General features: G+C 75.1%; 14 protein-coding genes. 2 read left to right on the top strand and 12 right to left on the bottom strand.

Going from position 1 to position 22,558, the window contains the following annotated elements:
* Positions 1-425: 425 nt before the first annotated feature.
* Positions 426-1,619, top strand: coding sequence for a cytochrome P450 (locus OO54_RS00070; RefSeq protein WP_033200981.1), 1,194 nt, complete (start codon positions 426-428; stop codon positions 1,617-1,619).
* Entirely contained in the window at positions 1,616-1,837 is a 222-nt protein-coding gene (locus OO54_RS00065; RefSeq protein ID WP_033200794.1) for a ferredoxin, read from the top strand. The genes OO54_RS00070 and OO54_RS00065 overlap by 4 nt, the downstream gene beginning before the upstream one ends.
* Here OO54_RS00065 and lysA read toward each other — a convergent pair.
* The 12 genes from lysA to OO54_RS00005 all read right to left on the bottom strand — a co-directional run.
* Positions 1,834-3,294 (bottom strand): diaminopimelate decarboxylase, encoded by a 1,461-nt coding sequence (lysA, locus tag OO54_RS00060; RefSeq protein ID WP_245236708.1) that lies wholly within the window; start codon positions 3,292-3,294, stop codon positions 1,834-1,836. The genes OO54_RS00065 and lysA overlap by 4 nt on opposite strands.
* Positions 3,295-3,308: 14 nt before the next feature.
* On the bottom strand, positions 3,309-3,752 hold the full coding sequence (locus OO54_RS47005; RefSeq protein WP_234439553.1) for an SAV_915 family protein: 444 nt from the start codon (positions 3,750-3,752) through the stop codon (positions 3,309-3,311).
* Between the two features lie 295 nt (positions 3,753-4,047).
* Positions 4,048-4,863: a 4'-phosphopantetheinyl transferase family protein gene (locus OO54_RS00050; protein WP_033200793.1), complete on the bottom strand. Its 816-nt coding sequence runs from the start codon at positions 4,861-4,863 to the stop codon at positions 4,048-4,050.
* 7 nt (positions 4,864-4,870) lie between these two features.
* Positions 4,871-6,160 carry an MFS transporter gene (locus OO54_RS00045; protein ID WP_033200792.1) on the bottom strand — a complete coding sequence of 430 codons (1,290 nt, stop codon included), beginning with the start codon at positions 6,158-6,160 and terminating at the stop codon, positions 4,871-4,873.
* 171 nt (positions 6,161-6,331) lie between these two features.
* Entirely contained in the window at positions 6,332-6,652 is a 321-nt protein-coding gene (locus tag OO54_RS00040; RefSeq protein WP_051786607.1) for a hypothetical protein, read from the bottom strand.
* Entirely contained in the window at positions 6,646-7,929 is a 1,284-nt protein-coding gene (locus OO54_RS00035; RefSeq protein WP_051786636.1) for a glutamate synthase-related protein, read from the bottom strand. Before OO54_RS00035 ends, OO54_RS00040 begins: the two co-directional genes overlap by 7 nt.
* Positions 7,930-8,030: 101 nt before the next feature.
* Positions 8,031-9,038, bottom strand: a complete 1,008-nt coding sequence (locus tag OO54_RS00030; RefSeq protein ID WP_033200791.1) for an asparagine synthetase A — start codon at positions 9,036-9,038, stop codon at positions 8,031-8,033.
* 178 nt (positions 9,039-9,216) lie between these two features.
* Positions 9,217-10,578, bottom strand: coding sequence for a methylaspartate mutase (locus OO54_RS00025; protein WP_033200790.1), 1,362 nt, complete (start codon positions 10,576-10,578; stop codon positions 9,217-9,219).
* Positions 10,575-10,985, bottom strand: coding sequence for a cobalamin B12-binding domain-containing protein (locus tag OO54_RS00020; protein WP_033200789.1), 411 nt, complete (start codon positions 10,983-10,985; stop codon positions 10,575-10,577). The genes OO54_RS00025 and OO54_RS00020 overlap by 4 nt, the downstream gene beginning before the upstream one ends.
* Positions 10,986-11,156: 171 nt before the next feature.
* Positions 11,157-11,372 (bottom strand): MbtH family protein, encoded by a 216-nt coding sequence (locus tag OO54_RS00015; protein ID WP_017241950.1) that lies wholly within the window; start codon positions 11,370-11,372, stop codon positions 11,157-11,159.
* Positions 11,369-18,553 (bottom strand): non-ribosomal peptide synthetase, encoded by a 7,185-nt coding sequence (locus OO54_RS00010; RefSeq protein WP_033200788.1) that lies wholly within the window; start codon positions 18,551-18,553, stop codon positions 11,369-11,371. Before OO54_RS00010 ends, OO54_RS00015 begins: the two co-directional genes overlap by 4 nt.
* 263 nt (positions 18,554-18,816) lie before the next feature.
* The coding region (locus OO54_RS00005; RefSeq protein ID WP_033200787.1) for a condensation domain-containing protein at positions 18,817-22,558 on the bottom strand (3,742 nt) is incomplete at its 5' end.

Below are 22,558 nucleotides of genomic sequence, written 5' to 3'. Positions count from 1 at the left end.
CGTCCGGGAACGCGGCGAGACCGGTGACGGCGGTCAACTTGTGCCGCGCCCCGCTGTCAGGGGGCTCTCCGGCGCCCTTCTCGGCTGTCAGGGTGGTCATGCGGGTGAACTCCTTCGGACTCGTGTCCGCTCAGCGTGAGCCCTGACCGGGACGTCATCCGCCGTTCCTGGCGGCTTCTTTGCCCCCGGTCGCCTTCTCTTCACGCGTCCATGACACGGACCGGTGACGCGGAGGCGCCCGCGCTCCGCCGGCATTGCCTTCACTTTCATTCATTGCAACGCACGGTTGCGTTTAACTACAACCCATTGCATCAACTTGTCACTCCTGACCTTGGGTTATCGATTTTTGCGATTGACGACATCATGAACGCAACGTAGCGTTCGAGCACCGACGAACACGTCATATCGCGAGATGAGGAATGACCGTGAGCGAGTCCGTCCACACCGTCACGACGCTGCCCACAGAGCGCCCGACCGGCTGCCCCTTCGACCCGCCGGCCGAGCTGCTCGACGCCCGGCAGCACGGCCCCATCAGCCGCTACACGCATCCCGGTGGAAAACCCGGCTGGCTGATCACCGGATACGACATGGTGCGAGCGGTCCTGGCCGACCCGCGGTTCAGTTCGCGCAGGGACCTCATGAACGTCGTCGACTTCGCGCTTCCGCCCGCGCCGCCCGGCGAGTTCCTCCTCATGGACGACCCCGAGCACAGCCGCTACCGCAAGCCCCTGGTGGGCAAGTTCACCGTGCGGCGGATGCGGATGCTCACCGAGCGGATCGAGCAGATCACCGCCGACTGCCTGGACGCCATGGAGGAGGCCGGTCCGACGACCGACCTGGTGACCGCGTTCGCCAAACCCATCCCCACCATCGTCATCTGCGAGATCCTGGGCGTGCCCTACGAGGACAGGGCTTCCTTCCAGGAGCAGATCGACGCGTTCATGGGCGGAGAGGTCAGCGACGAGGAACTGATCGCGGCCTACACCGCCACCCAGGAGTACCTCGCCCGGCTGGTGGCCGCCAAGCGCGCCCACCCCACCGACGACGTCCTCAGCGAACTCACCGACAGCGACCTGACCGACGAGGAGCTGAAGGGCATCAGCCTCATCCTCCTGGCGGCCGGGTTCGACACCACCGCGAACATGCTCTCTCTCGGCACCTTCGCGCTGCTGCGGAACCCGGAGCAACTCGCCGCGCTGCGCGCCGATCCCGCACTCACCGACGGGGCTGTCGAGGAACTGCTGCGCTACCTGAGCGTCGCCAAGACCTTCCACCGGACGGCCCTGGAAGACGTCGAGCTGGGCGGACAGACCGTCAAGGCCGGCACGACCGTCCTCCTCTCCTACAACACCGCCAACCGCGACCCCGACCGCTTCGACGACCCCCACACGCTCGACGTCCGGCGACAGGCCGCCGGGCACCTGGCCTTCAGCCACGGCATCCACCAGTGCCTGGGGCAGCAGCTGGCCCGCGTCGAGATGCGGGTCGCGTTCCGCGCGCTGATCGACCGCTTCCCCACCCTGCGCCTCGCGGTGCCGGCCGAGGAGGTCGTCCTGCGCCCGGAGACCGCGGACATCTTCGGGGTGAAGAGCCTCCCGGTCACCTGGGACGCGAAGTGACCGCGCCCCGGCTGACCGCCGACCGGGAACGCTGCATCGGGGCCGGCATGTGCGCCATGACCGCCCCCGACGTCTTCGACCAGGACCCCGACGACGGCCTCGTGCTCCTGCTGCACGCCGAGCCGCCCGCCGCCCACCGCGCGGCCGTACGGATGGCCGTGGGCGTCTGCCCCTCCGGGGCGATCGCCCTCCACGAACCGGAGGGCGACGGCTCCTAGGGCCTGTCTGACAATTCGCGTCGGATCAGGCCGGGTCGTTCGGTGCGTGCGATCGGCGTGCGGCCGGGGCGCCCTCGTAGCGGAGCTACTGGCAGGCCCACGTCCCGTGCCCTGAGGTCCTCCAGGGTCTCCCGGCGCACCAGGACCCGGGACCGGCCGTCGAGCACGGCGACCACGGGCGGGCGGCCGACGAGGTTGTACGAGGAGGCCATGGCCAGGTGGTAGGCACCCGCCACCGGCACCGCGAGCAGGTCGCCCGGGTGGGTGTCGGCGGGCAGCGGCACGTCCTCGGCGAGGATGTCGCCGGCCTCGCAGTGGCGGCCCACGACCGTCACGCACTCGGCGTCGGAGGGCGAGTGACGGCCGATCAGGCGGGGCGCGTACCGCACTCCGTACAGCGCGGGCCGCGGATTGTCGCTCATCCCGCCGTCGACCGCCACGTAGGTCCGCCCGGGTGTGCGCTTCACCGCGAGAACCCGGTAGACGGCGACCCCGGCGGGGCCCACGACGGCGCGGCCCGGCTCGATGATCAGGCGCGGGACGGGAAGTGCGGCAGCCGCACAGCTCTCGGCGAGTGCGGTGCGGACCCCGGCCGCCAGCCTCGCCGGATCGAGCGTCGGATCGCCGGGGCGGTAGGCGATGCCGTGGCCGCCCCCGAGGTCGAGCTCCGGCAGCGCGATCCCATGGGTGTCGCGGACCCTGGCCATGAGGCCGACGAGTCGGCGCACGGCCACCAGGTACGGCCCGACGTCCGTGATCTGCGAGCCCAGGTGGCAGTGGAGACCGGTGAGTTCGAGCCGCGGCTGCTCCAGGACGCGGGCGATGGCCTGCTCGGCGTGGCCGCCGCGGAGCGACAGACCGAACTTCTGGTCGTCGGAGCCGGTACGTATCTTGCGGTGGCCGCCCGCGCTGATGCCCGGTGTCACCCGGACCATGACCTTCTGCCGGCCCGCGCTGCCGACGGCGGCGGCGATGCGGGCGATCTCCGCGGGGGTGTCGACGACGATGCGGCCCACACCGAGGCGCAGCGCGATGGCCAGGTCCTGGGGCGACTTGGCGTTGCCGTGGAGCAGGATCCGGTCGGCCGGGAATCCGGTGGTCACGGCGAGTTCCACCTCTCCGGCCGAGCAGGCGTCCAGGCCGAGTCCTTCCTCTTCGACCCAGTGGGCGAGGGCGCGGCACAGGAACGCCTTGGCCGCGTAGTGGATCTCCGCTTCGGGAAAGGCCGCGCGGTAGGCGCGGCACCGCCCGCGGACCTCGGCCTCGTCCAGGACGTAGACGGGGGTGCCGTGGCCCTCGGCGATCTCGCTGAGGGCCACGCCTCCGACGAGGACCTCACCATGGGGTCGCTCGGTCGTGGTCGCGGGCCACGGGGAGCGGGGCCCGGCGGGGTCGGAGCCCGACGGGGTCACGGGAGCGGTGTCGTTCGGGACTACGGACAGGGGAAGGGTGGTCATCGCTGGGGCTCCCTTCAGTTCGCGATCCCGGCGAGCGGCCGCGAGCCGGGCAGGGACTCCGCTCCGGCGGCCGTCACGCCGTCGACGACTCCGACGGTGACGCCGACGGTGACGCCGACGGGCGTGCCCTCGGCCGGGACCTCGGACGACCGGCCGCCGACCGGGACCTCGGGAGTCCGGGCGGTGAGGACGGGGTCGATCCGCAGTTCGCGGACGCCCAGCGGTTCCATGAGCGCGCGCAACGCCGGTTCGGCGAGGACGATCCACGGCTGCGCGGCCCCCAGGACCGCCCTCAACCGCGCCGGGCCGGTGAACGCGACGGCGGTCCGGCCGCCGACCGGCGTGCGGAAGAGACGGGTCACGCACCCGCCGGCGCCCGGCCGGACGGGCACGCAGAGCCGTCCGGCCGGGAGCTGTTCTCCGGGCTCGGGCTCGTCTCCGTACAAGGCAGCTGACATGGGTTCCTCCGAGGAAGGGAACGAAGTCCCCGGACGCGGTCGCGGCCGGGTGTCTCCGACGCTATTCCCGGCCCGCTCCGGCCCCGGCCGCCTCCTGACGCTCCCCTGACGGCATCCGCCGGAACGCATACGCCGCACATACGCCACACATGCGCCGCGCATACCCCACTCCCGACGGCCCGGCCCCGGCTCCTCGTCACCGTTCGGTGCGGGCCCCTGTGCCCGCCACGCCGGGGTCGGCGACCGTCCCCGCCCCGCCGGTGGCGGGACGGGGACGGTGGGCGGGAGCGGGGCGTCACCGGCGTACGGCCACCGCCGCCTGGTGGCCGGAGGGTACGGCCACGTCGGCCAGGAGCCAGCCGGGTGGGGCGGTCGGGGCGGGGCCCGAGCCGACGTACTCGGCCGAGGGGTCGGCGCCGAGCCCGACCCCGGTCCCCTTCAGGTACGCCTCCTTCCGCGTCCACACCCGGGCGAAGGCGGCCGGGCGAAGGTCCCGGGCGAGCACCGCCAGTTCGGCGGACTCGGCGGGGTGGAGCACCTCGGCCAGCTCGGTGACGAGGTGCGGGGCCGGGATCCGCTCGATGTCCACACCCACCGGTGTGGTCGCGACGGCGATCAGGCTCATCCCCTCGCAGTGGGAGAGCGAGAAGTGCAACCGCCCGTCCGGGAGCACCGGCCGCCCGTGCGGCTCGCCGCAGCAGGGGCAGGGCGCCCGCTCCACGGTCACGCCGCGCGGTGCGACGCCGAGGTGGGCGCCGAGCAGCCGGCGCAGGCCGACGTGCGCGCACAGGTACGTGGCACGGTCGCCCGGCCTTCGGAACTCCCCGGCCCGCGCCAGCTCCTCCGCGTCGAGGACGAGGGAGGCGTACCGGTCGGCGCTGTCCTCGTGCGTCTCGGTGGCGACCAGCCAGAGCTGCGGGCGGGCCGCCCGCGGACCGGGCGGCAGCACCGGCGCCGCGGGCAGGGGCGGGAGCGCGGACGGACGGAGGAGGACGGCACCGGGCCGGAGGTACGGCTCGGCCGGAGGTACGGACGGGTCGGGCGGAGGGACGTGGAGGTCGGGCCCGGGTGCGTACGGGGCGGGCGGGGGTGCGGGGGTCTGCGTGGTCATGTCTGCCTCACACGGACGTGGCGGTGGTCTCCGGCGCGGTACGGATGCGGTCCTCGGTACGCCGCTCGACGGCCTTCCCCTTGGCACCGGCGCGCAGCGCGAAGCCGGCGGCGATCGGGGAGACCAGCGCGAGGCCGGCGCACAGCAGCCAGGTGCCGGTCACCCCGAGGTGCAGCGAGACCGGGGTGAAGACGGCGAGCGAGAGCGGCGCCGCGCCGATGCCGGACAGCGCGAAGGTCGACATCGCGGCGCCCATCCGGCCTTCGGGCACCGCCTGCTGATAGGCCGTGACCAGCGCCGGGCCGTTGAGGCCCGAGAGCAGGCCGACGGCGGCGGCCGCCCCGGCGAGCAGCCCCGGCGAGGGGACGAGGGCCATCGCGCCCATGCCGACGGCCAGTCCGGTGCCCGTCACCACCAGCTTGAGGTGGGTCGGGATGCGGTGGGCGAGCGCGGCACCGAGCGCGGCCGAGGCGAGCGCCCCCACGCTGAAGGCGGCGAGGACGAACGCGACAGCGCCCACGCCCCAGCCCTGGTCGGCGGCGCGCAGCGGCAGCGCGACCTCGGCCGGCCACAGGAAGGCCAGGTCCATCGCGAAGCACGCCACGAACATCCAGCGCAGGCGCGGGTGCGCGGCGAGCAGACGGAAGCCGTCGCCCGAGCGGCGCAGCAGCGACGGGCCGCCCGGCGCGGCGGCCTCGGGCCGCTTCATGCCGTGCGTGACGTGCGCGGCGCAGCCGAGCCAGAGGGCGCAGCCGACGGCGGCCGCCGTCATCGCGGCCGGCAGCCCGCCCACCACCACGAACCACGCGCCCAGCGGGGAGCCCGCGATGGGCGCGAGGCGCAGCACCATGGAGAAGAGGGAGTTGGCGCGCCCGAGGTGCTCCTGGGGTGCCAGGTGGGGCAGCAGGACGCCGGAGGCCGGGCCGGTGAGGCCGAGCAGGACGCCGTCGATCAGGGCGATGACGATCAGGGGCCAGAGGGTGTGCGTGGTGGCGGTGGCGACGGTGCCCACGACCAGGACGAGGACGCGGACGCTGGTGGCGCGCAGCAGGAGGGCGCGCGGGCCGAGGATGTCGGTCAGGGCGCCGCCGAAGAGGAGGAGCAGCGCACGGGGCAGCGTGGCGGCGAGGGTCACGGCGGTGACGGCGCCTCGGCCGCCGAGCTGGACGGCGGTCCAGCTCATGGCGATGAGGAGCGCGAAACTGCCCGCCTGGACGGCGGCCTGGCCGACGACGAGGCTGCTGATGCGGCGCCAGTCGACGGTGGGGGCGGGCGGGTCGGCGAGGGGCGTGGCCATGGGGTCGGCTTTCTGTGGGCGGGGAGGGCTGCTGTCTTCGGATGTCCGAGGGGCGCTGTCGTGGCGGGTGGGGCGGGTCAGGTGCGGAGACGGAGTCGGAGACGGACGGGGTGGTCGGGGTGGTCGGGGTGGTCGGGGTGGTCGGGGTGGTCGGGGACGCTGCCGTCGCGGTCAGGTGCGGAGACGGAGGCAGGTGGTCGGGGGTGCGCCGTGAAGGGTGGCGGCCACGGCGAGGGCCACGGCGCGGTCGGTGGCCCGCTGGAGGACGTGGGGGGCGAGGCCCCGGGGGGCGCGGAGTTCGACGTGGCCGCCGAGGTATCCGCGGCCGGCCTCGCTGAGGGCGCGCTGCGCGGTGCGGCGTGCGACGCCGTCGACGCCGTACGGCAGCGGGCCGCGGCCGGCGGGGGCGCCGACGGTGACGCCGGGGGTCTCCCGCACCGAGAAGCGGACCTGCACGGTGCGGGAGGCCCTGTGCCGGGGCGGCCTCAACACGGGACCGCTCCCTGGGCCGGGTCCCAGAGGTCGTCCGGGGTCAGGGCGGCGGGCGCGTACTTGCCGAGGGCGCTGATGAGCAAGCGGAGTTCGAGGGCGAGGGCCTCGACGAGGCGCTCCAGGCCGTGCTCGGGGTCCTCGTCGACGGCGACGAGGGCGGCGCGGCCGAGGCCGACGGCGGTGGCCCCGAGGGCGAGGGCCCGGACGGCCCGACCGCCCTCCCACACGCCGCCGGTGGCGAGGAGGCAGCCGTCGGGGCGGCCGATCCGGCGCAGGCACTCGGCGAGGGGCAGTCCGACGTGGTCCAGGAAGACGCCGGGTGCCCAGCCGGTCCCGCCCTCGGCACCGTCGACGGTGACGGCGTCGGCTCCGGCGGCCCAGGCCGTGCGGGCGGCCTGCCCGATGTCGCGGCCGGGGTGGAACTTCACCCAGGTCCGCGCCTTGGGGAAGTTGTTGCGCATGAAGCGGAGCTGCTGGCGGAGGATCTCCTCGGTGAAGGTGCCGGGGGTCGCGCAACGGAGCAGCCGCGGGGCGTCCTCGCCGAAGACCTCGCGGACCGTGAAGCGGCGTGCGAGCTGCTCGCCCTCGGCGCGGCCGACGACGGTCATGCCGCCGAGCCCTGGCTTGGCTCCCTGGCCGGTCTTCAGCTCGAAGGCGAGGCGGCCGGATTCCAGGAGGGGGCGGAAGGCGGGGTCGCTGTAGAGGAGGTTCCACACCTCGGAGTCGGCGTCCTCGGTGGACTGCTGGACGACGACGCCGCCGACTCCGTCGGGCGCGGCCTCCAGGTAGGCCTCGACGCGGGCGCGCAGGGCGGAGCGGGACGCGTCGCCGGCCTTGCGGTAGCCGTGGACGGGGACCATGTTCTCGCCGATGACCATGGGGATGCCGAGGCGGGCGGCCTGGCGGCTCGCGTGGACGGCGAGGTCGCCGCTGCCGGCCCGGGTGGAGCCGAAGGCGGAGAGGTAGAGGGGCAGCCGGGCGGTGAAGCCTCCGACTCCGGCGGTGAGGTCGACGTCGCCGAACTCGGGCTCGCGGGCGAGGTCGATGAGCTTCTCCAGGCGCTCCGGCATGAAGACGGGCGGGACGATCCGCGTCCGGTCCAGCGCGTCCCCGCCGTGGGCGGCGGCCGGGCCGAAGAGGTGGGCGCCGTAGGCGGCGGGGTCCGGGAAGACGGCCGCGGATCCGGTCCTGGCCCGCGCCCGCACCTGCTCCTCGGGGAAGCCGGGGGCGCGGAGCCCGGACGGGGCGGGGGCCTCGGTCGGGACCGGGTCCGTCAGCGGGGCGGACGCGGCGGGCGGGACTGCGGCGGCCGGCGGGACGGGCCGGACGGACGGGGCTGAGTCGTCCGGCGCCTCCGCGGCGGCGGGGAGCGTCGTCGTCACGGGGTCACCACGCCGGGGAGCTTCGGGTAGGCGCTGACCTGCCAGAGGGCGTCGAAGCCGGTGAGGAAGCGGACCAGGCGCTGCAGGCCCATGCCGAAGCCGGCGCTGGACGGGATGCCCTCGCGGGCCTCCTTCAGGTACCAGGCGTATTTGGCGGGGTTCTCGCCGCTCTCCCGCATCCGGGTGACGAGCGTGGCGTAGTCGGCCTCGCGTTCGCTGCCGGAGACCAGCTCGCCGTAGCCGTGCGGGGCGATCAGGTCGAAGTTGCGGAGCACACCGGGGCGGTCGGGGTCCTCGCGGTCGTAGAAGCCGCGCGAGCCCTTGGGGTAGTCGTCGACGAAGAAGGGGCGGTCGCTCTCCAGGGAGAGGATGCGTTCGCCGGTCCAGTCGATCTCGCCGTCGGGGTTCTGCGCGTGGCCGAGGGACAGCAGCCGGGCCACGGCCTCGTCGTGCGTGCGCACGTCGTACTTCCCGGCGCGGACGTCCGCGAAGTCCGCCTCCGTGCGGCCGAGTCCGGTGAGGATCTCGGGGACGGTGGTCCACACGTGCTCGGTGACGTGGGTGAGGAGCCCGGCTGCGATCTCCTGGGCCTCCTCGCGGCCCGCGTCGGCGATCTCGACGTCGATCTGGTGGAACTCGACCAGGTGCCGGCCGGTGGTGGCGGTCTCCTCGGGCTCCACGCGGACGTTGGGGGCGATGTAGAAGAGCCGCGGGAAGCCGCGCAGGGATGCCTGCTTGTAGAGGATGGCGCTGGTCATGAGCTTGTACGGGTGCCCGTAGTAGTCCACGTCCAGGGCCTTGGCACCACGGCCGCCCGGGTCGGTGACGGGTCCGACGAGCGGCGGGAGCAGCTCGGTGAAGCCCTGGCCGCGCAGGTAGTCGCGGGCGCCCTGGAGGGCTTCCTGCTGGACGAGCATGGCGGCCCGCAACTCGGGCGAGCGCAGGTGCTCGCCGAGCGGCGGCGGGGTGGCCGGGGCGGCGGAGGAGGATGCGGGCTGGTCCATGGCGGAGCTCCTGATCTCGTACGGGAGGGACGCGGTGGGACGCGGTGCGGGCGGTCGGCCCGCGCGGTCGGGCGGAGTCGGGTCGGGTCGGGCGGAGTCGGGTCGGGCGATCGGGCGGAGTCGGGCTGCGGGGCGGTCGGCGTCGCCGCCGCCGGGTGGAGTGGCCGGGCTGGGCCGGTCAGACGCTCAGCGGCGTCGCGGCCGGGCGGCCGGAGCCGTCGGGGTGGTCGGCGGAGTCGCGGTCGTAGCCGTCGGGGCCGTCGGGGCCGTCGCCGGAATCGCGGTCGTAGCGGTCGGCGACGTGCCGGAGAGCGGTGAGGAGACCGGCCGAGGTGTACGGGTCCGCGTCGGCGCCGGTGTCGGGGCGCAGGGGCATGGCACCGGTGCGGGCCCAGCGGAGGCGTCCGGCGGGGTCGATGAAGCCGAGGGAGTGTCCGGCGTTGTCGGGGTGGAGGCAGAAGGGCACGTCGAGCAGGCCCCGGGCGAAGGCGGCGGGGAGGGCGCGGGCGAGGTCGGCGTGGAGGCCGAGGACGGTCTCGACGAGGGTGCGGGCCTCCTGGTAGATCTCGCCGTCCTCGGGGGCGGTGTCCGGGGCGGGGGCGCCGGCGAGCGCGGCGGCGGCGGCCGCGGTCTCCAGGGCGCGCACGTTCTCGTCGACGGTGGGGATCCGGTGGGCCTCGGCGGCGGTCTTGACGATCAGGCGCCCGGCTCCGGAGCGGACGGCGAGGCGGGCGGACGCCTCCAGGAGCCGGAGGGCTCCGCTCTCGGTGCGGGGGTAGACGCCCATGTACGTGTAGAGGACGACGTGGTGCTCGACGCCGGCCGGGAGGAACTCGGCGGCGAGCCGGTGCAGGGCCCGCAGCGCCTCCTCGTCCTGGGCGGCGTCGGTCTGCTGGGCGTAGCTGAGGGAGACGCTGCGCAGCCCGTGCTGGACGAAGAAGAGGCACTCCAGGACGCTCATGGCGACGAGCAGGCCGGGCGGGCAGAGCTGGCCGAGGAGGCAGCCGCCGAAGCTCTCCAGGTGCGGGGTGGCCGCGCTGCGTTCGGCGAGGAGTTCGCAGGCGCGGACCCAGGCGGAGACGGACTCCCGCAGCGGGGTGCGGCCGTAGGGCAGGCAGTACGAGACGGGGCCGCCCTCGGTGGCGTCGAGTCCGGCGGCGGTGAGGGCGCGGACGATGGCCTCGGGGCGGGCGGAGCCGTGCCGGACCTGGACCGGGAAGTCGGGTCCGCGCAGTCCGGAGAGGACGGCGCGGGTGGTGTCCGGGGAGTGGGCGGCTATGGGGTAGCCGTTGAGGCGGGCGCCGTCGGCGACGGCGGCGCGGGCGGCCGCGAGGGCGCCGACCCGGGTGTAGCTGTCGACGGTGAGGGTGCCGACGGTGTGGGCGGTGGCGGCGCGGGTGCGGGCGAGGCCGGTCCGCATGTGGCCCGGGTCACCGAAGCCCATGCGGGGCTGGACGACGAGCCGGCCGGCGGCGGAGGCCTCGGCGACGAAGGCCCCGAAGCCCGAGCCGGAGGGGCCGGTGGCGGTGTCGGCGGTCACGCCGGGACCTCCCGGCGGGCTCCGGCGGCGAGGAAGGCGCGCAGGGCGTCGAGGTCGTCGCCGAGGACGGCGTCGCAGCCGGCGTCCAGGAGGCGCCGGACCTCCTCGTCCTGGCGGCGTCCGACGACGCCCAGCTTGCCGCCGAGCACCACGGGCAGTGCGGCGAGGGCGGGCCGGGTGCGAAGCACGCGGACGGCGTCCAGGCCGTCGCGGTAGCCGTGCCCGTTGACGCTGCTGAGCACCACCGCGTCGGGGGTGTGCCGCAGGCAGGCGGCGGCGAGCAGTTCCGCGTCGACGCAGGGGCCGAGGCCGACGACCTCGTGGCCGTGTTCCTCCAGGAAGAGCCGGAGGTACACGAGATTCCACGTATGGGAATCCGAGGCGGTTCCGCTCAAGAGAATCTTCATGCCTGAAGACTAATTTTCCGATGGTTCCGGAAGGGGAAGTCCGAGCGGCAGCAACGACCGGCACTTTCACTGGGAAAAGGGGTGGGAAAGAATCCTGGAAAGGAAGCGGAAAAGGCGCCGCGCCCCGCTGTGGATGCGGGGCGCGGCGCCTTCGGGAGTGGGTCGGGAGGGTCAGGCGTACTGGGCGACGAGGCTGCGCGGGCGGATGTCCGCCCAGTTCACCGTGATGAACTCCAGGGCTTCGCCCCGCTCGCCGGGACCCCAGACGTTGGTCCAGCCGGCCGGTACGGGGGCGAAGGACGGCCACAGGGAGTGCTGGCCCTCGTCGTTGACGACGACGTGGAAAGTGCCCTCGGCGTTGTCGAACGGGTTGATGGAATCGCTCATGACTGGGTCCTCGTTTCCTTCTTCTGGAGGGCGGAGAGCTTCTCCGCGAGAATGCTGCCGATGTGTGCGAGTGGTTCCGGTTCGGTCATCTGGAGATGTCCGCATTCGATGGTGTGGTTCTCGATGATTCCTTCGGTGAAGGGAATCCAGGTGGCGGCGAGGGCACCTTCCCGCTCGGCCGGCCTGCGGGCGGTGAAGAACAGGAGGTCGGTGTCGGCGACGCCGGGGACGTGCCGGGCCATGAGACCGGCGTGGGTCTCGGAGGCGCGGAGCACGGCGCGGAGTTCGGAGGCGGTGAAACCGGCGAGGACGGGGTCCTCGCGGCGGATCCGCTCCATCGCCTCGGCGAGGTCCGCGGGCGGCTCGGCGGCGGCGCGCTCCTCGGGCGGCAGCACGGAGACGCTGCCGGGTCCGGTCTGGTGGACGTCCATGAGGGCGAGGAGCTCGACCTCCTCCCCCGCGTCCCGGAGCCGTACGGCGACGGCGTGCGCGACGAGGCCGCCGAAGGACCAGCCGAGCAGCCGGTAGGGGCCCCAGGGCTGGATGCCGCGGATCCGTTCGAGGTAGGCGTCGGCCATCTCCTCGACGCTGCCGGGGCGGTGGCCCGGGTCGCTGAGGGAGCGGGCCTGGAGGGCGTAGAGCGGCTGGTCGTCGCCGAGGTGCCGGGCGAGGCCGGCGTAGGCCCAGCCGACGCCGGTGCCGGGGTGGACGCAGAAGAGCGGGCGGCGGGTGCCCCGGGCGCTGAGCGGGAGCAGCACCCCCAGGGCGGAGGCGTCGCCGCCGTCCGTGCCGGAGTCCTCGTGCGAGCCGAGGAGCGAGGCCGGGGTGGGCGAGCGGAAGAGGTCGCGGACGGTGCGCTCGACGCCGAGGACGCCGCGCATCCGGTTGACGAGGCGGACGCCGAGCAGGGAGTGCCCGCCGAGCGTGAAGAAGTTGTCGTCGATGCCGACTTCGGCGACGTCGAGGATCTCGGCGAAGAGTGCGCAGAGGACCTCCTCGCGGGCGTTGCGCGGGGCGCGGCCGCCGGGGTCGGCGGCGGGCCGGTGCGGGGCGGGCAGGGCGGCCCGGTCGGGCTTCCCGTTGACGGTGAGCGGGAGGCCGTCGAGGACGACGACCGCCGATGGCACCAGGTGTTCGGGGAGCAGGGCGCGGGCCTCGGCGAGGAGTTCGGCCTCGGTGACGGAGTCGCCGGCGCGGGGGACCACGTATCCGACGAGGCTCTTGTCACCGGGCCGGTCCTCGCGGACGACGGCGAGTGCCTGGCCGACCGCCGGGTGGGCGGCGAGCACCCGCTCGACCTCGCCGGGTTCGATGCGCACGCCCCGGAGCTTGATCTGTCCGTCGGCCCTTCCGAGGAAGCGGAGTTCGCCGTCGGGGGTCCACAGCACGCGGTCGCCGGTGCGGTACATGCGGCTGCCGTCTCCCTCGAAGGGGTCGGGGACGAACCGTTCGGCGGTGAGCCCTGGGCGTCCGACGTAGCCCCGGGCGACGTGTCCGCCCGCGACGTACAGCTCGCCGGGGACGCCGGGCGGGACGGGGCGGAGGTGCTCGTCGAGGACGTGGCTGCGGGTGTTGTCCATGGGCCGCCCGAGGTGGAGTCCGGCGCCGCGCAGGACGCGCCGCTCGCCGGGCTTCGTGGTGAACCACTGGTTGTGGGAGGCGAAGGTGGTCTCGGTGGGGCCGTAGGAGTGCACGAGGACGGTGTCCGGGCAGTGCGTGAGGACCCGTTGGACGGCGGCCGGGGAGGCCACGTCGCCGCCGGTCCACACCTCGCGCAGCAGGCGGAGGGTGTCGAGTCCCTCGTCCGCCATGACGTGGAAGAGGCCGACGGTGAAGTAGGCGGTGGTGACGCCGTGCCGGCGGACGGCGCGGGCGGTCTCGTCGAGGTCGGTGCCGTCGCCGGCCAGCAGGACGAGGCTGCCACCGCCGAGGAGCGGGGCCCAGATCTCGAAGACGGAGGCGTCGAAGCCGGTCGCGGAGTGGACGAGCATGCGCCGGCCCTGGCCGAGGGAGAGGTCGCGGTCGGCGGCGAGTTCGACGACGTTGCGGTGGGTGACGCCGACGCCCTTGGGGCGGCCGGTGGAGCCGGAGGTGAACATCACGTACATGAGGTCGTCCTCGGAGGCCGCGGTGTCCGCGCCGCCCTCCGGGGCACGCTCCCCGCCCGCCGCGTCGACGCGCAGCACCGGCGTGCCCTCAGGCGGGGTGTGGTCGCGGTCGGTGGCGACGAGGCGGGCCCCGGCGTCCTCCAGCATCAGCCGGATCCGCGCCTCGGGCAGCCGGGGGTCGAGCGGCAGGTAGGCGGCCCCGGCCTTGAGTGCGGCGAGGGCGGTGACGACCAGCGGGGCGCCGCGGCCGAGGAGGACGCCGACGGTGTCGCCGCGCCGGACTCCGGCGGCGCTCAGCCGGGCGGCGAGCGCGCCGGCTCGGGCGTCCAGCTCGGCGTAGGTGAGGGTCTCGTCGTCGGTGAGGAGGGCCGGCGCGTCGGGGGTGCGGGCGGCGCGGCGGGCGATCAGCCCGTGGACGGTTCCGCGTTCGGGCAGGACGGTGGCGGTGTCGTTGTAGTCGGCGACGAGCCGGAAGCGGTCGGCTTCGGTGAGCAGGGGCAGTTCGCCGATCCGTACGCCGGGGTCGGCGGCGGCGGCGCGCAGGGTGCGCTCCAGGTGGGCGGCGAGCAGGGCGGCCGTGGGGGCGTCGAACAGGTCGGTGGCGTACTCCAGTCCGCCGGTGAGACCGGCGGGCCGGCCGTCCGCGTCGCGCCGCTCCGCGAGGGCGAAGGTGAGGTCGAACTTGGTGGTGACGGTGGTGAGGAGTCCGGGCCCGTCCTCGCGGAAGAGACGCGCGGCGGTGTCCGCTCCGGGGACGCCCCGCGTGTAGTCGTGGTGGAGCTGGACGACGATCTGCGCGAGCGGGTGGTGAGCGGTGGTGCGGACCGGGTTGAGTTCCTCGACGACCCGGTCGAAGGGGAGTTCCTGGTGGGCGTAGGCGGCCAGGTCGGTGCGCCGGACGCGGTCGAGCAGTTCGGTGAAGGCGGGGTCCCCGGAGGTGTCGGTGCGCAGCACCAGGGTGTTGACGAAGAAGCCGACGAGTCCGCCGAGGAGTTCGTCGTCGCGACCGGCGGTCATGGTGGCGAGCGGCAGGTCGGTGCCCGCTCCGTGCCGGGTGAGGACGGCGGCGAGGGCGGCCTGGAGGACCATGAAGAGGGTGGCGCCGCTGTCGCGGGCGATCTTCTCCAACGCCTCGTGGGTGGCGGCGTCCACGGCGACGGGGGCGCGGTCGCCGCGGTGGCTCGCCTCGGCGGGCCGGGGGCGGGCGGCGGGGAGTTCGAGGGCGGCGGGGGCGCCGGCGAGTGCGGTGCGCCAGTGGTCGCGGTGGGCTTCGGCCCCGGGGCCTTCGAGGAGTTCGTGCTGCCAGAGGGTGTAGTCGGCGTACTGGACGGGCAGCGGCTCCCAGCCGGGGTCCCGGCCCTCGGAGCGGGCCCGGTAGGCGGTGGCGAGGTCGGCGAGGAGCGGTCCGGTGGACCAGCCGTCGGCGGCGATGTGGTGGACGAGCAGGACGAGGACCTGCCCGTGCCCGTCGGCGTCCTCGTTCCCGGTGCTGAGGAGCGCGGCCCTCAGCGGGGTCTCCTCGGCGAGGTCGAAGACGTGTCCGGCGGCCTGGGCGACGGCGTCGGCGAGCCCGTCGGCGGTGACGGTGCGGTGGTCGAGGGCGGGCCTGACACCGGTCAGGACCTCCTGGTGGGGTTCGCCGTCGACGGCCCGGTAGCAGGTGCGGAGGACCTCGTGCCGGTCGGAGACGTCGGCGAGGGCGTCGGCGAGCACGGTGGGGTCGAGGGCCTCGGCGGGGTGCAGGACGAGCGGGATGTTGTAGGAGGCGCTGGGGCCTTCGAGGGTGTCGATGAACCAGAGCCTGCGCTGGGCGTAGGAGAGGGGGACGCGGTCGGGCCGGTCGGCGCGCGGCGTGGGCCGGGGGCGGGCGGGTGCGGCCGGGGCGCCGCCGGCCGCGCCGGTGGTGCCGTCGGCGGCGGTGTCGCGGGCGGCGATGCGGCGGGCGAGTGCCTCGGGGGTGGGGGCGAGGAGCAGGTCGCGGACCTGGATGTCGGCGCCGAGGCGGGCGCGGACGCGGTTGGCGAGGCGGACGCCGCTCATGGAGTGCCCGCCGATGGTGAAGAAGCCTTCGTGCGGGCCGACCTGGTCGAGTCCGAGGACCTCGGCGAACATCGCGCACAGGGTGTCGACGAGTTCGCTGTCGGCGGCCTCGCCGGAGTCGGCGGGCGTCTGCGCGGTGTCGCCCGTGCGGTCACGTCGCTCGTCGAGTGCGCGGCGGTCGTCGGCGGGGACGAGGGCCTCGTCCCGTACCGGCGTGGTGGGGTCGTCGGCGGCGGCGCGGAGGGCGCGTTCGAAGGCGGTGAGGAGGACGCGGGGCACCTGCTCGTCGGCGAAGACGTCCCGGGCGTACTCCAGGCCGAGGCGGAGTCCGGCCGGGGCCCCGTCGGCGTCGCGCGTGTCGACGCAGGCGGCGGTGAGGTCGAACTTGGTGGTGAGGGGTCCGGCCTCCTCGGCGAACCGGCCGGTGACCGGCCCGAAGGGGAAGTCGCCCTGGTCGGGACCGGTGGCGAGCAGGGTGAGCATCACCTGGAAGAGCGGGTGGACGCCGGGGTGGCGGGGCGGGTTGAGGTGTTCGACGAGGAGGTCGAAGGGGATCCGCTGGTGGGCGAAGGCGCCCAGGTCGGTGTCGCGGACCCGGTCGAGGAGTGTGGTGAAGGCGGGGTCGCCGGAGGTGTCGGCGGGCAGGACGAGGGTGTTGACGAAGAAGCCGACGAGCTCGTCGAGTGCCTCGTCGTCGCGGCCGGCGACGGGCGTTCCGAGGGTGACGGAGTCGCCCGCGCCGGCGGCGCGCAGGGCCAGGCCGAGGGCTGCCTGGAGGACCATGAGGAGGCTGGCGTCGTGCTGTTCGGCGAGGTCGACGAGGCGGGCGTGGACGTCCGCGTCGAGGACGGTGTCCAGCTTGGCGCCCGCGTGGTCGCGGACGGCGGGCCGGGGCCGGTCGAGCGGCAGGGCGGTGACGGCGGGCTGTCCGGCGAGGGCGGCGCGCCAGTGGGCGAGTCCCTGGGCGAGGACGGAGTCCGGCTCGTCGGTGTCGCCGAGGACGTCGTGCTGCCAGAGGGTGTAGTCGGCGTACTGGACGGGCAGCGGCTCCCACTCGGGTGCCCGGCCGTCGGCGCGGGCCGCGTAGGCGCGGGCGAGGTCGGTCATCAGCGGGGTGAGGGACCAGCCGTCCCCGGCCACGTGGTGGAGCAGCACCGCGAGGGTGGCGCCGGCGGCCCCGTCCTCGTGTTCCGGCTCCTCGGGGAGGAACAGGGCCACGCGCAGCGGCAGTTCGCGGGAGAGGTCGAAGGTCTCGGCGGTGAACCGGGCGACCAGGTCCGGCAGTTCGGCCGCGGGGGCCTCGACCGTGCGGAGCCGGACGGCGGCCGGGGCGAGGATGTGCTGGTACGGCTCTTCCTCGGGGGCGAGGAAGACGGTGCGGAGCACCTCGTGCCGTTCGGCGAGGTCGGCGACGGCGGCGGCGAGCGCTGCCCGGTCCGGGGCGGTGTCCAGGTGCAGGACGATCGGCATGTTGTAGGCGGCGGACGCCCCGTCGAGCTGGTCGAGCAGCCACAGGCGCCGCTGGGCGTGCGAGAGCGGGACCCGGTCCTCGGCGGGCAGCGGTTCCTCGTGGACGACGGGCAGCCGGGGGTCGGTGGTCCGCAGCGCCTTGCGGTTGATCTTGCCGGAGCTGGTGCGGGGCAGGGCGACGACGACGGAGACGGTGGGGACGGCCGCGGCGGGCATCCGGTCCCGCACGTGGCTGCGCAGCTCCTCGGCGCCGGTGCCGCCGTCGGTGACGACGAAGGCGACGAGCCGCTTGACGCCGTCGGTGTCCTGCTGGGCGACGACGGCGGCCTCCCGGACGGCGGGGTGTCCGGCGAGGACGGAGTCGACGGCGGCGGGGTCGATGCGCTGGCCGCCGATCTTCACCTCGTCGTCGAGCCGCCCGTGGTAGAGGATCTGGCGGTCCTCGCCGAGGGTGACGAGGTCGCCGGTGCGGTAGGCGCGTTCGCCGTCGAGTTCGGTGAAGCGACGGGCGTTCAGCTCGGGCCGGTGCAGATAGCCCCGGGTGAGGCCGCCGCCGAGGAGCCACAGCTCGCCGCCGACGATCGCGGCGCGCACGCCGGGCAGCGGGCGCCCGATCGGCACCGGACCGGCCTCGTGCCGGGTGAGGTCGGCGACGGTGGCGACGACGGTCGTCTCCGTCGGCCCGTACGCGTTGAGCAGCCGTACGGAGTCGCCGACGAGAGCGCGCCACTGGGCGATCCGCTCGGGCAGGGCGGCCTCGCCGTAGATGATGACCGTGCGCAGGCGCTCCGGGAGGCGGACGGATCCGGTGGTGAGGACGTAGACCAGCTCGTGCCAGTAGGCGGCGGGCAGGTCGAGCAGGGTGACGCCGTGCCGGGCGCATCCGGCGAGGAGCTCGGCGACGTCGAGCATGTCGTCGGTGCGCAGGACGAGGGTGCCGCCCGCGCCGAGGGTCGCGAAGACCTCCTGGACGCTGGCGTCGAAGTGCAGCGGGCTGAACTGGAGGACGACCGAGTCGGCGTCGATGCCGTACGCGGGGGTGGCGCCGGCGATGAAGTGGGCGAGGGAGTCGTGGGCGACGACGACGCCGTTGGGGACGCCGGTGGAGCCGGAGGTGTAGATGACGTAGGCGGCGCCCGTGTCGGTGCCGGGCCCGCCGAGGACCAGTTCGCCGTGGCGGGCCACCTCGGACGGGGCGGGCGCGGCCGCGCCGCAGGCGTCGGTGAGGATGGCCTCGTTGCGGGCGTCGGGCGCCTGGACGTCGAGCGGCAGGTAGGCGGCGCCGGTGGCGAGGACGGCGAGCAGGCCGACGATCGCGTCGATGCCGCGCGGCCGGTGCAGGGCGACGAGCCGGCCGGGACCGGCCCCGTCGGCGGCGAGCAGGGCGGCCCGCTCGCGGACGGCGGCGCCGAGCTCGGCGTACGTCAGCCGCGCGTCGGCGTGGACGAGGGCGACCGCGGCGGGCCGGGTGCGCTCCTGCCGGGCGATCAGGTCGAGCACGGGCGGGGCGGGGGCGGGAGAGGGTCCGCCGTCGAGCAGGTCTTCCGTCCTTCTGGGGGGCATGCTGGCTTCCTCCGGTGACTGGGGCCGAGAGACCGGGGCGAACGGTTCCTCTCGCCTCCGTGCCGTCCACGCTAGGTGCGCCCGGCGTGCTCCCGGGGCAGTAGACGCGGCAGCTCCGGGCGGCAGAAGTGCCGCCCGGAGCTGCCGGTGCGCGGGGACGCCGTGGGGTGGGTGGAGGGTGACGCCCCGGGCCCTCGGGCCCGGGACGGGTGGGTGGCCCGGTACGGCCGACGGAGTACGGCGGCGCGTCGCGGACCCGGGGGTCAGCGGCCCTGGCGGCTGCCGGCTCGCGTGCGGCGCTTGAGGGCGGGGGCGGCCGGGGCGGGCCGGCCCGGGGTCGGGACGGGGCGCTTCGGGGACAGGGGGTCCTTCGGGTCCGGGCGGGACGGGGCCGCGTCGGTCGCGGTGGCGGCGAGGCGGCGGGCGAGGGAGGCGGCCGTGGGGTTCCGGAAGACGTCCCGGAGGGTGAGGTCCTGCCCGAACTCGGCGCGGATGCGGTTGAGGAGGCGGACCGCGAGGAGCGAGTGCCCGCCGTTCTTGAAGAAGTTGTCCTCACTGCCGAACGGCCGCCCGCCCAGCACGTCCCGGAAGAGCCCGAGCAGCCTCTCCTCGCGCCCGTCGGCGGAGGCGTCCGCGGCGGGGGCGGCCTCCGGTGCGGCGGCGGACGGGCGTTCCGCGGCGGCGGACGGACGTTCCGAGGACGGGTGGCCGGCGATCTCGATCCGGGCGGGCGCGAGGTACTCGGGCAGCCGCTCGGCGGCCCACTCGCGCAGCTCCTCCCCGCCGGCGCGCGCACCTGCGGCCCGGGTGACGGTGGCGTGGAGGCGGTCGTCGCGGACCTCCACGACGGCGCCGGTCACCGCCGGGTGGCCGAGGAGGACGTCCTCCACGCGGCCGGGCTCGACCGGATATCCGGCGACGGTCAGTGTGGCGACCGTGCGGAGGGAGCCGTCGGCGGTGGCGTACGCCCTGCGGCCGGTGGCCCGCAGCCCCCCGCCGGGGACCGGCTCGTACACCTCGCCCGGCACCCGCACCGGCGCCCGGCGGCCGTGCTCGTCGAGGACGGTCCCGGCATCCAGCGGCGCGGTCGTGTCCGGCGTGTCGTACACCGGCGCGGAGAGCACGAGTCCGGGGTCGGCGGCGAAGGCGTCGAGCGTCTCGACGAGGCGCCGGGCCAGGAGCCGTGCGGTCTCCTCGTCGTAGAGGGCGGTGGCGTACTCCAGGGCGCCGGCGAGCCCGGCGGGTGTGCCGTCGGCGTCGGCGCGCTCGGTCAGCGCGAAGGTGAGGTCGCTCTTGGCGCCGGTGGCCCGGAAGCCGACGGGCTCGCCCTCCAGCGCCGACGGGCGGGACGCGTCCGCCGGACCCGCCGGGGTGGCGGCGTGGACCTGGAGCATGACCTGCACCAGCGGTGCGTGTGCGGCGGACCGCTGCGGGCTCAGGTCCTCGACGAGCCGGTCGAAGGGCAGGTCCTGGTTGCTGTAGGCGGCGAGCCCGGCCTCGCGGACCCGGCGGACCAGCTCGGCGAAGGCGGGATCGCCGGAGGTGTCGGTGCGCAGGACCAGCGTGTTGACGAAGAAGCCGACGAGCGGGTGGAGGGCGTCGTCGGCGCGTCCGGCGACGGTGGTGCCGAGGGCCACGTCGGTCCCGGCGCCGTGACGGCCGAGGAGCGCGGCGAGGGCGGCCTGGACCACCATGAACAGGGTGGCGCCCTGGGCGCGGGCGCAGCGGAGCAGGGCCCGGTGGGTGGCGGCGGAGACCTCGAAGCCGGTGAGGGCGCCGGAGCCGTCGCTCTCCAGGGGGCGAGGCCGGTCGGTGGGGAGGGCGATGAGCGGCGGGAGACCGGCGAGGGCGGTGCGCCAGTGGGCGAGCTGGGCCTCGGCGAGGCCGTGCGCGCCGTCGAGGAGGTCGCGCTGCCAGAGGGTGTAGTCGGTGTACTGGACGGGCAGCGGCTCCCACTCTGGTGCCCGGCCCTCGGCGCGGGCCCGGTAGGCGGTGTCGAGGTCGGCGAGCAGGCAGGGCGTGGACCAGCCGTCCCCGGCGATGTGGTGGGTCAGCAGCACCAGGGTCTGCTGTCCGTCGGCGCCGGTGACGAGCGTGGCGCGGAAGGGGAGTTCGGCCGCGAGGTCGAAGACGTGTCCGACGGCGGCGTCGACGGCCGACCGCACCTCCGCGTCCCCGGTGGCCGGGATCCGGTCGAGTGCGGGACGGGCGTCGTCGAGCACCAGCTGGTACGGCTCGCCGTCCGCGGCCCGGTAGACGGTGCGGAGCACCTCGTGGCGCGCGGTGACGTCGGCGAGGGCGTCGGCGAGTCGGGCGGGCTCCACGGGGCGCCGCAGCCGGGTGACGACGGGGATGTTGTAGGTGGCGGAGGGCCCTTCGAGCCGGTTGACGAACCACAGGCGGCGCTGGGCGTAGGAGAGCGGGATGCGGGCGGGGCGCAGGGCGTCCGGGACGGGCCGGAGGGCGGGACGGGCGGGACCGTCGCCCCGCTCGTCGAGCCGGCGCAGCAACTGCCGGGGCGTCGGCGCCAGGAACACGTCCTTGATCGCGGCCTGGAGCCCGAGGGCGCCCCGGATCCGGTTGGTCAGCTTCCCGGCGAGCAGCGAATGCCCGCCCAGCTTGAAGAAGTTGTCCCCCGCCAGGACCTCGTCCCGCCCCAGGACCTCGGCGAACAGACCGCGCAGGATCTCCTCCCGGGGGTCGGCGGTCGTCGTCCCCGTGCCGCTCCCCCGCTGCCGGTCGCCGGCCGGGGGCGCGGTGGCGGCCGTCCGGACGAGGTTCTCGTGGCGGGCGTCGAGGGCGGACCGCTCCTCGTCGGTCGCCCACGGCACCGCGCTCAGCGGCGTTTCTCCGTCCTCCCGGGCGAGGGCGGCGAGCGCGCGGCGGAAGAGGCCGAGCAGGAGCCGTGCGGTGGCCTCGTCGTAGAGGTCGGTGGCGTACTGGAGCCCGATGAGCAGCGGTCCGGCCTCGCCGTCGGCCTCCTGGGTGCCCGCGCAGTGGAAGGCGAGGTCGAACTTGGCGCTGCCGAGGTCGGCCCCGTCGAGCGTGCCCGGGATGCCGCCGAGGACGACGGCGCTGTCGCCCTCGCCGTCCTGGGCGCTGACCATGACCTGGAAGAAGGGGTGGCGGCCGAGCGTGCGGTCGGGGTTGAGGTCCTCGACGAGGAGGTCGAAGGGCAGGTCGTCGTGGGCGAAGGCGGCGAGGTCGGCGTCCCGGACCCGGCGGACCAGCTCGCCGAGGGTGGGGTCGCCGGACAGGTCGGTGCGCAGGGCGAGGGTGTTGACGAAGAAGCCGACGAGGTCGTGGAGCGCCTCCTCGGGGCGGCCCGCGACGGGCGTGCCGACGACGAGGTCGGATCCGGCGCCGGCGGCCCGCAAGGCGAGGGCCAGCGCGGTCCGGACGACCATGAAGAAGGTGGCCCGCTGTTCCTTCGCCACTCCGGCCAGCGCCCGGTGGACCGCGGCGTCGAGCTCGTCCGTGACGACGGCGCCCCGGTTGCTCGGCTCGGTGGGCCGGGGCCGGTCGGCGGGGAGCCGGGTCTCGGCGGGGATGCCGTCCAGGGCCGCGCGCCAGTGCTGCAACTGCGCCGCTTTGAGGCCGTCTTCGCCGTCGAGGAGGTCGCGCTGCCAGAGGGTGTAGTCGGTGTACTGGACGGGCAGCGGCTCCCACTCTGGTGCCCGGCCCCCGGCGCGGGCCCGGTAGGCGGTGTCGAGGTCGGCGAGCAGGCCGGCGACGGACTGGCCGTCGGTGGCGATGTGGTGCACGGACAGCACCAGGACGCTGCTTTCGGCGCCCTCGCCGTGTACCTCGAAGAGACGTACGCGCAGGGGGAGTTCGCGGGTGATGTCGATCGGGGTCCGCGCGAACTCGGTCACCCGGGCGTCGACGTCGCCCGCCGCGAGGGCGACGACCTCCACCGGTACCGCCGGGTCCGTCGTGATCTCCTGGTACGGCTCCCCGTCCACGGCCGGGTACACCGTCCGCAGCACCTCGTGCCGCTCCACC

It is taken from the genome of Streptomyces wedmorensis (genome assembly GCF_000716445.1).
GTDB lineage: Bacteria > Actinomycetota > Actinomycetes > Streptomycetales > Streptomycetaceae > Streptomyces > Streptomyces wedmorensis.
The sequence above is the reverse complement of the archived record's forward strand: the minus strand, read 5'-3'. Positions and strand labels throughout refer to the sequence as shown.

Excerpts from the sequence above, each read along its gene's own strand:
- OO54_RS00050 (WP_033200793.1), bottom strand. The coding sequence starts at position 4,863 with ATGACCACGCAGACCCCCGCACCCCCGCCCGCCCCGTACGCACCCGGG.
- OO54_RS00030 (WP_033200791.1), bottom strand. The coding sequence starts at position 9,038 with ATGGACCAGCCCGCATCCTCCTCCGCCGCCCCGGCCACCCCGCCGCCG.
- lysA (WP_245236708.1), bottom strand. The coding sequence starts at position 3,294 with ATGACCACCCTTCCCCTGTCCGTAGTCCCGAACGACACCGCTCCCGTG.
- OO54_RS00020 (WP_033200789.1), bottom strand. The coding sequence starts at position 10,985 with ATGAAGATTCTCTTGAGCGGAACCGCCTCGGATTCCCATACGTGGAAT.
- OO54_RS47005 (WP_234439553.1), bottom strand. The coding sequence starts at position 3,752 with ATGTCAGCTGCCTTGTACGGAGACGAGCCCGAGCCCGGAGAACAGCTC.
- OO54_RS00045 (WP_033200792.1), bottom strand. The coding sequence starts at position 6,160 with ATGGCCACGCCCCTCGCCGACCCGCCCGCCCCCACCGTCGACTGGCGC.
- OO54_RS00010 (WP_033200788.1), bottom strand. The coding sequence starts at position 18,553 with ATGCCCCCCAGAAGGACGGAAGACCTGCTCGACGGCGGACCCTCTCCC.
- OO54_RS00015 (WP_017241950.1), bottom strand. The coding sequence starts at position 11,372 with ATGAGCGATTCCATCAACCCGTTCGACAACGCCGAGGGCACTTTCCAC.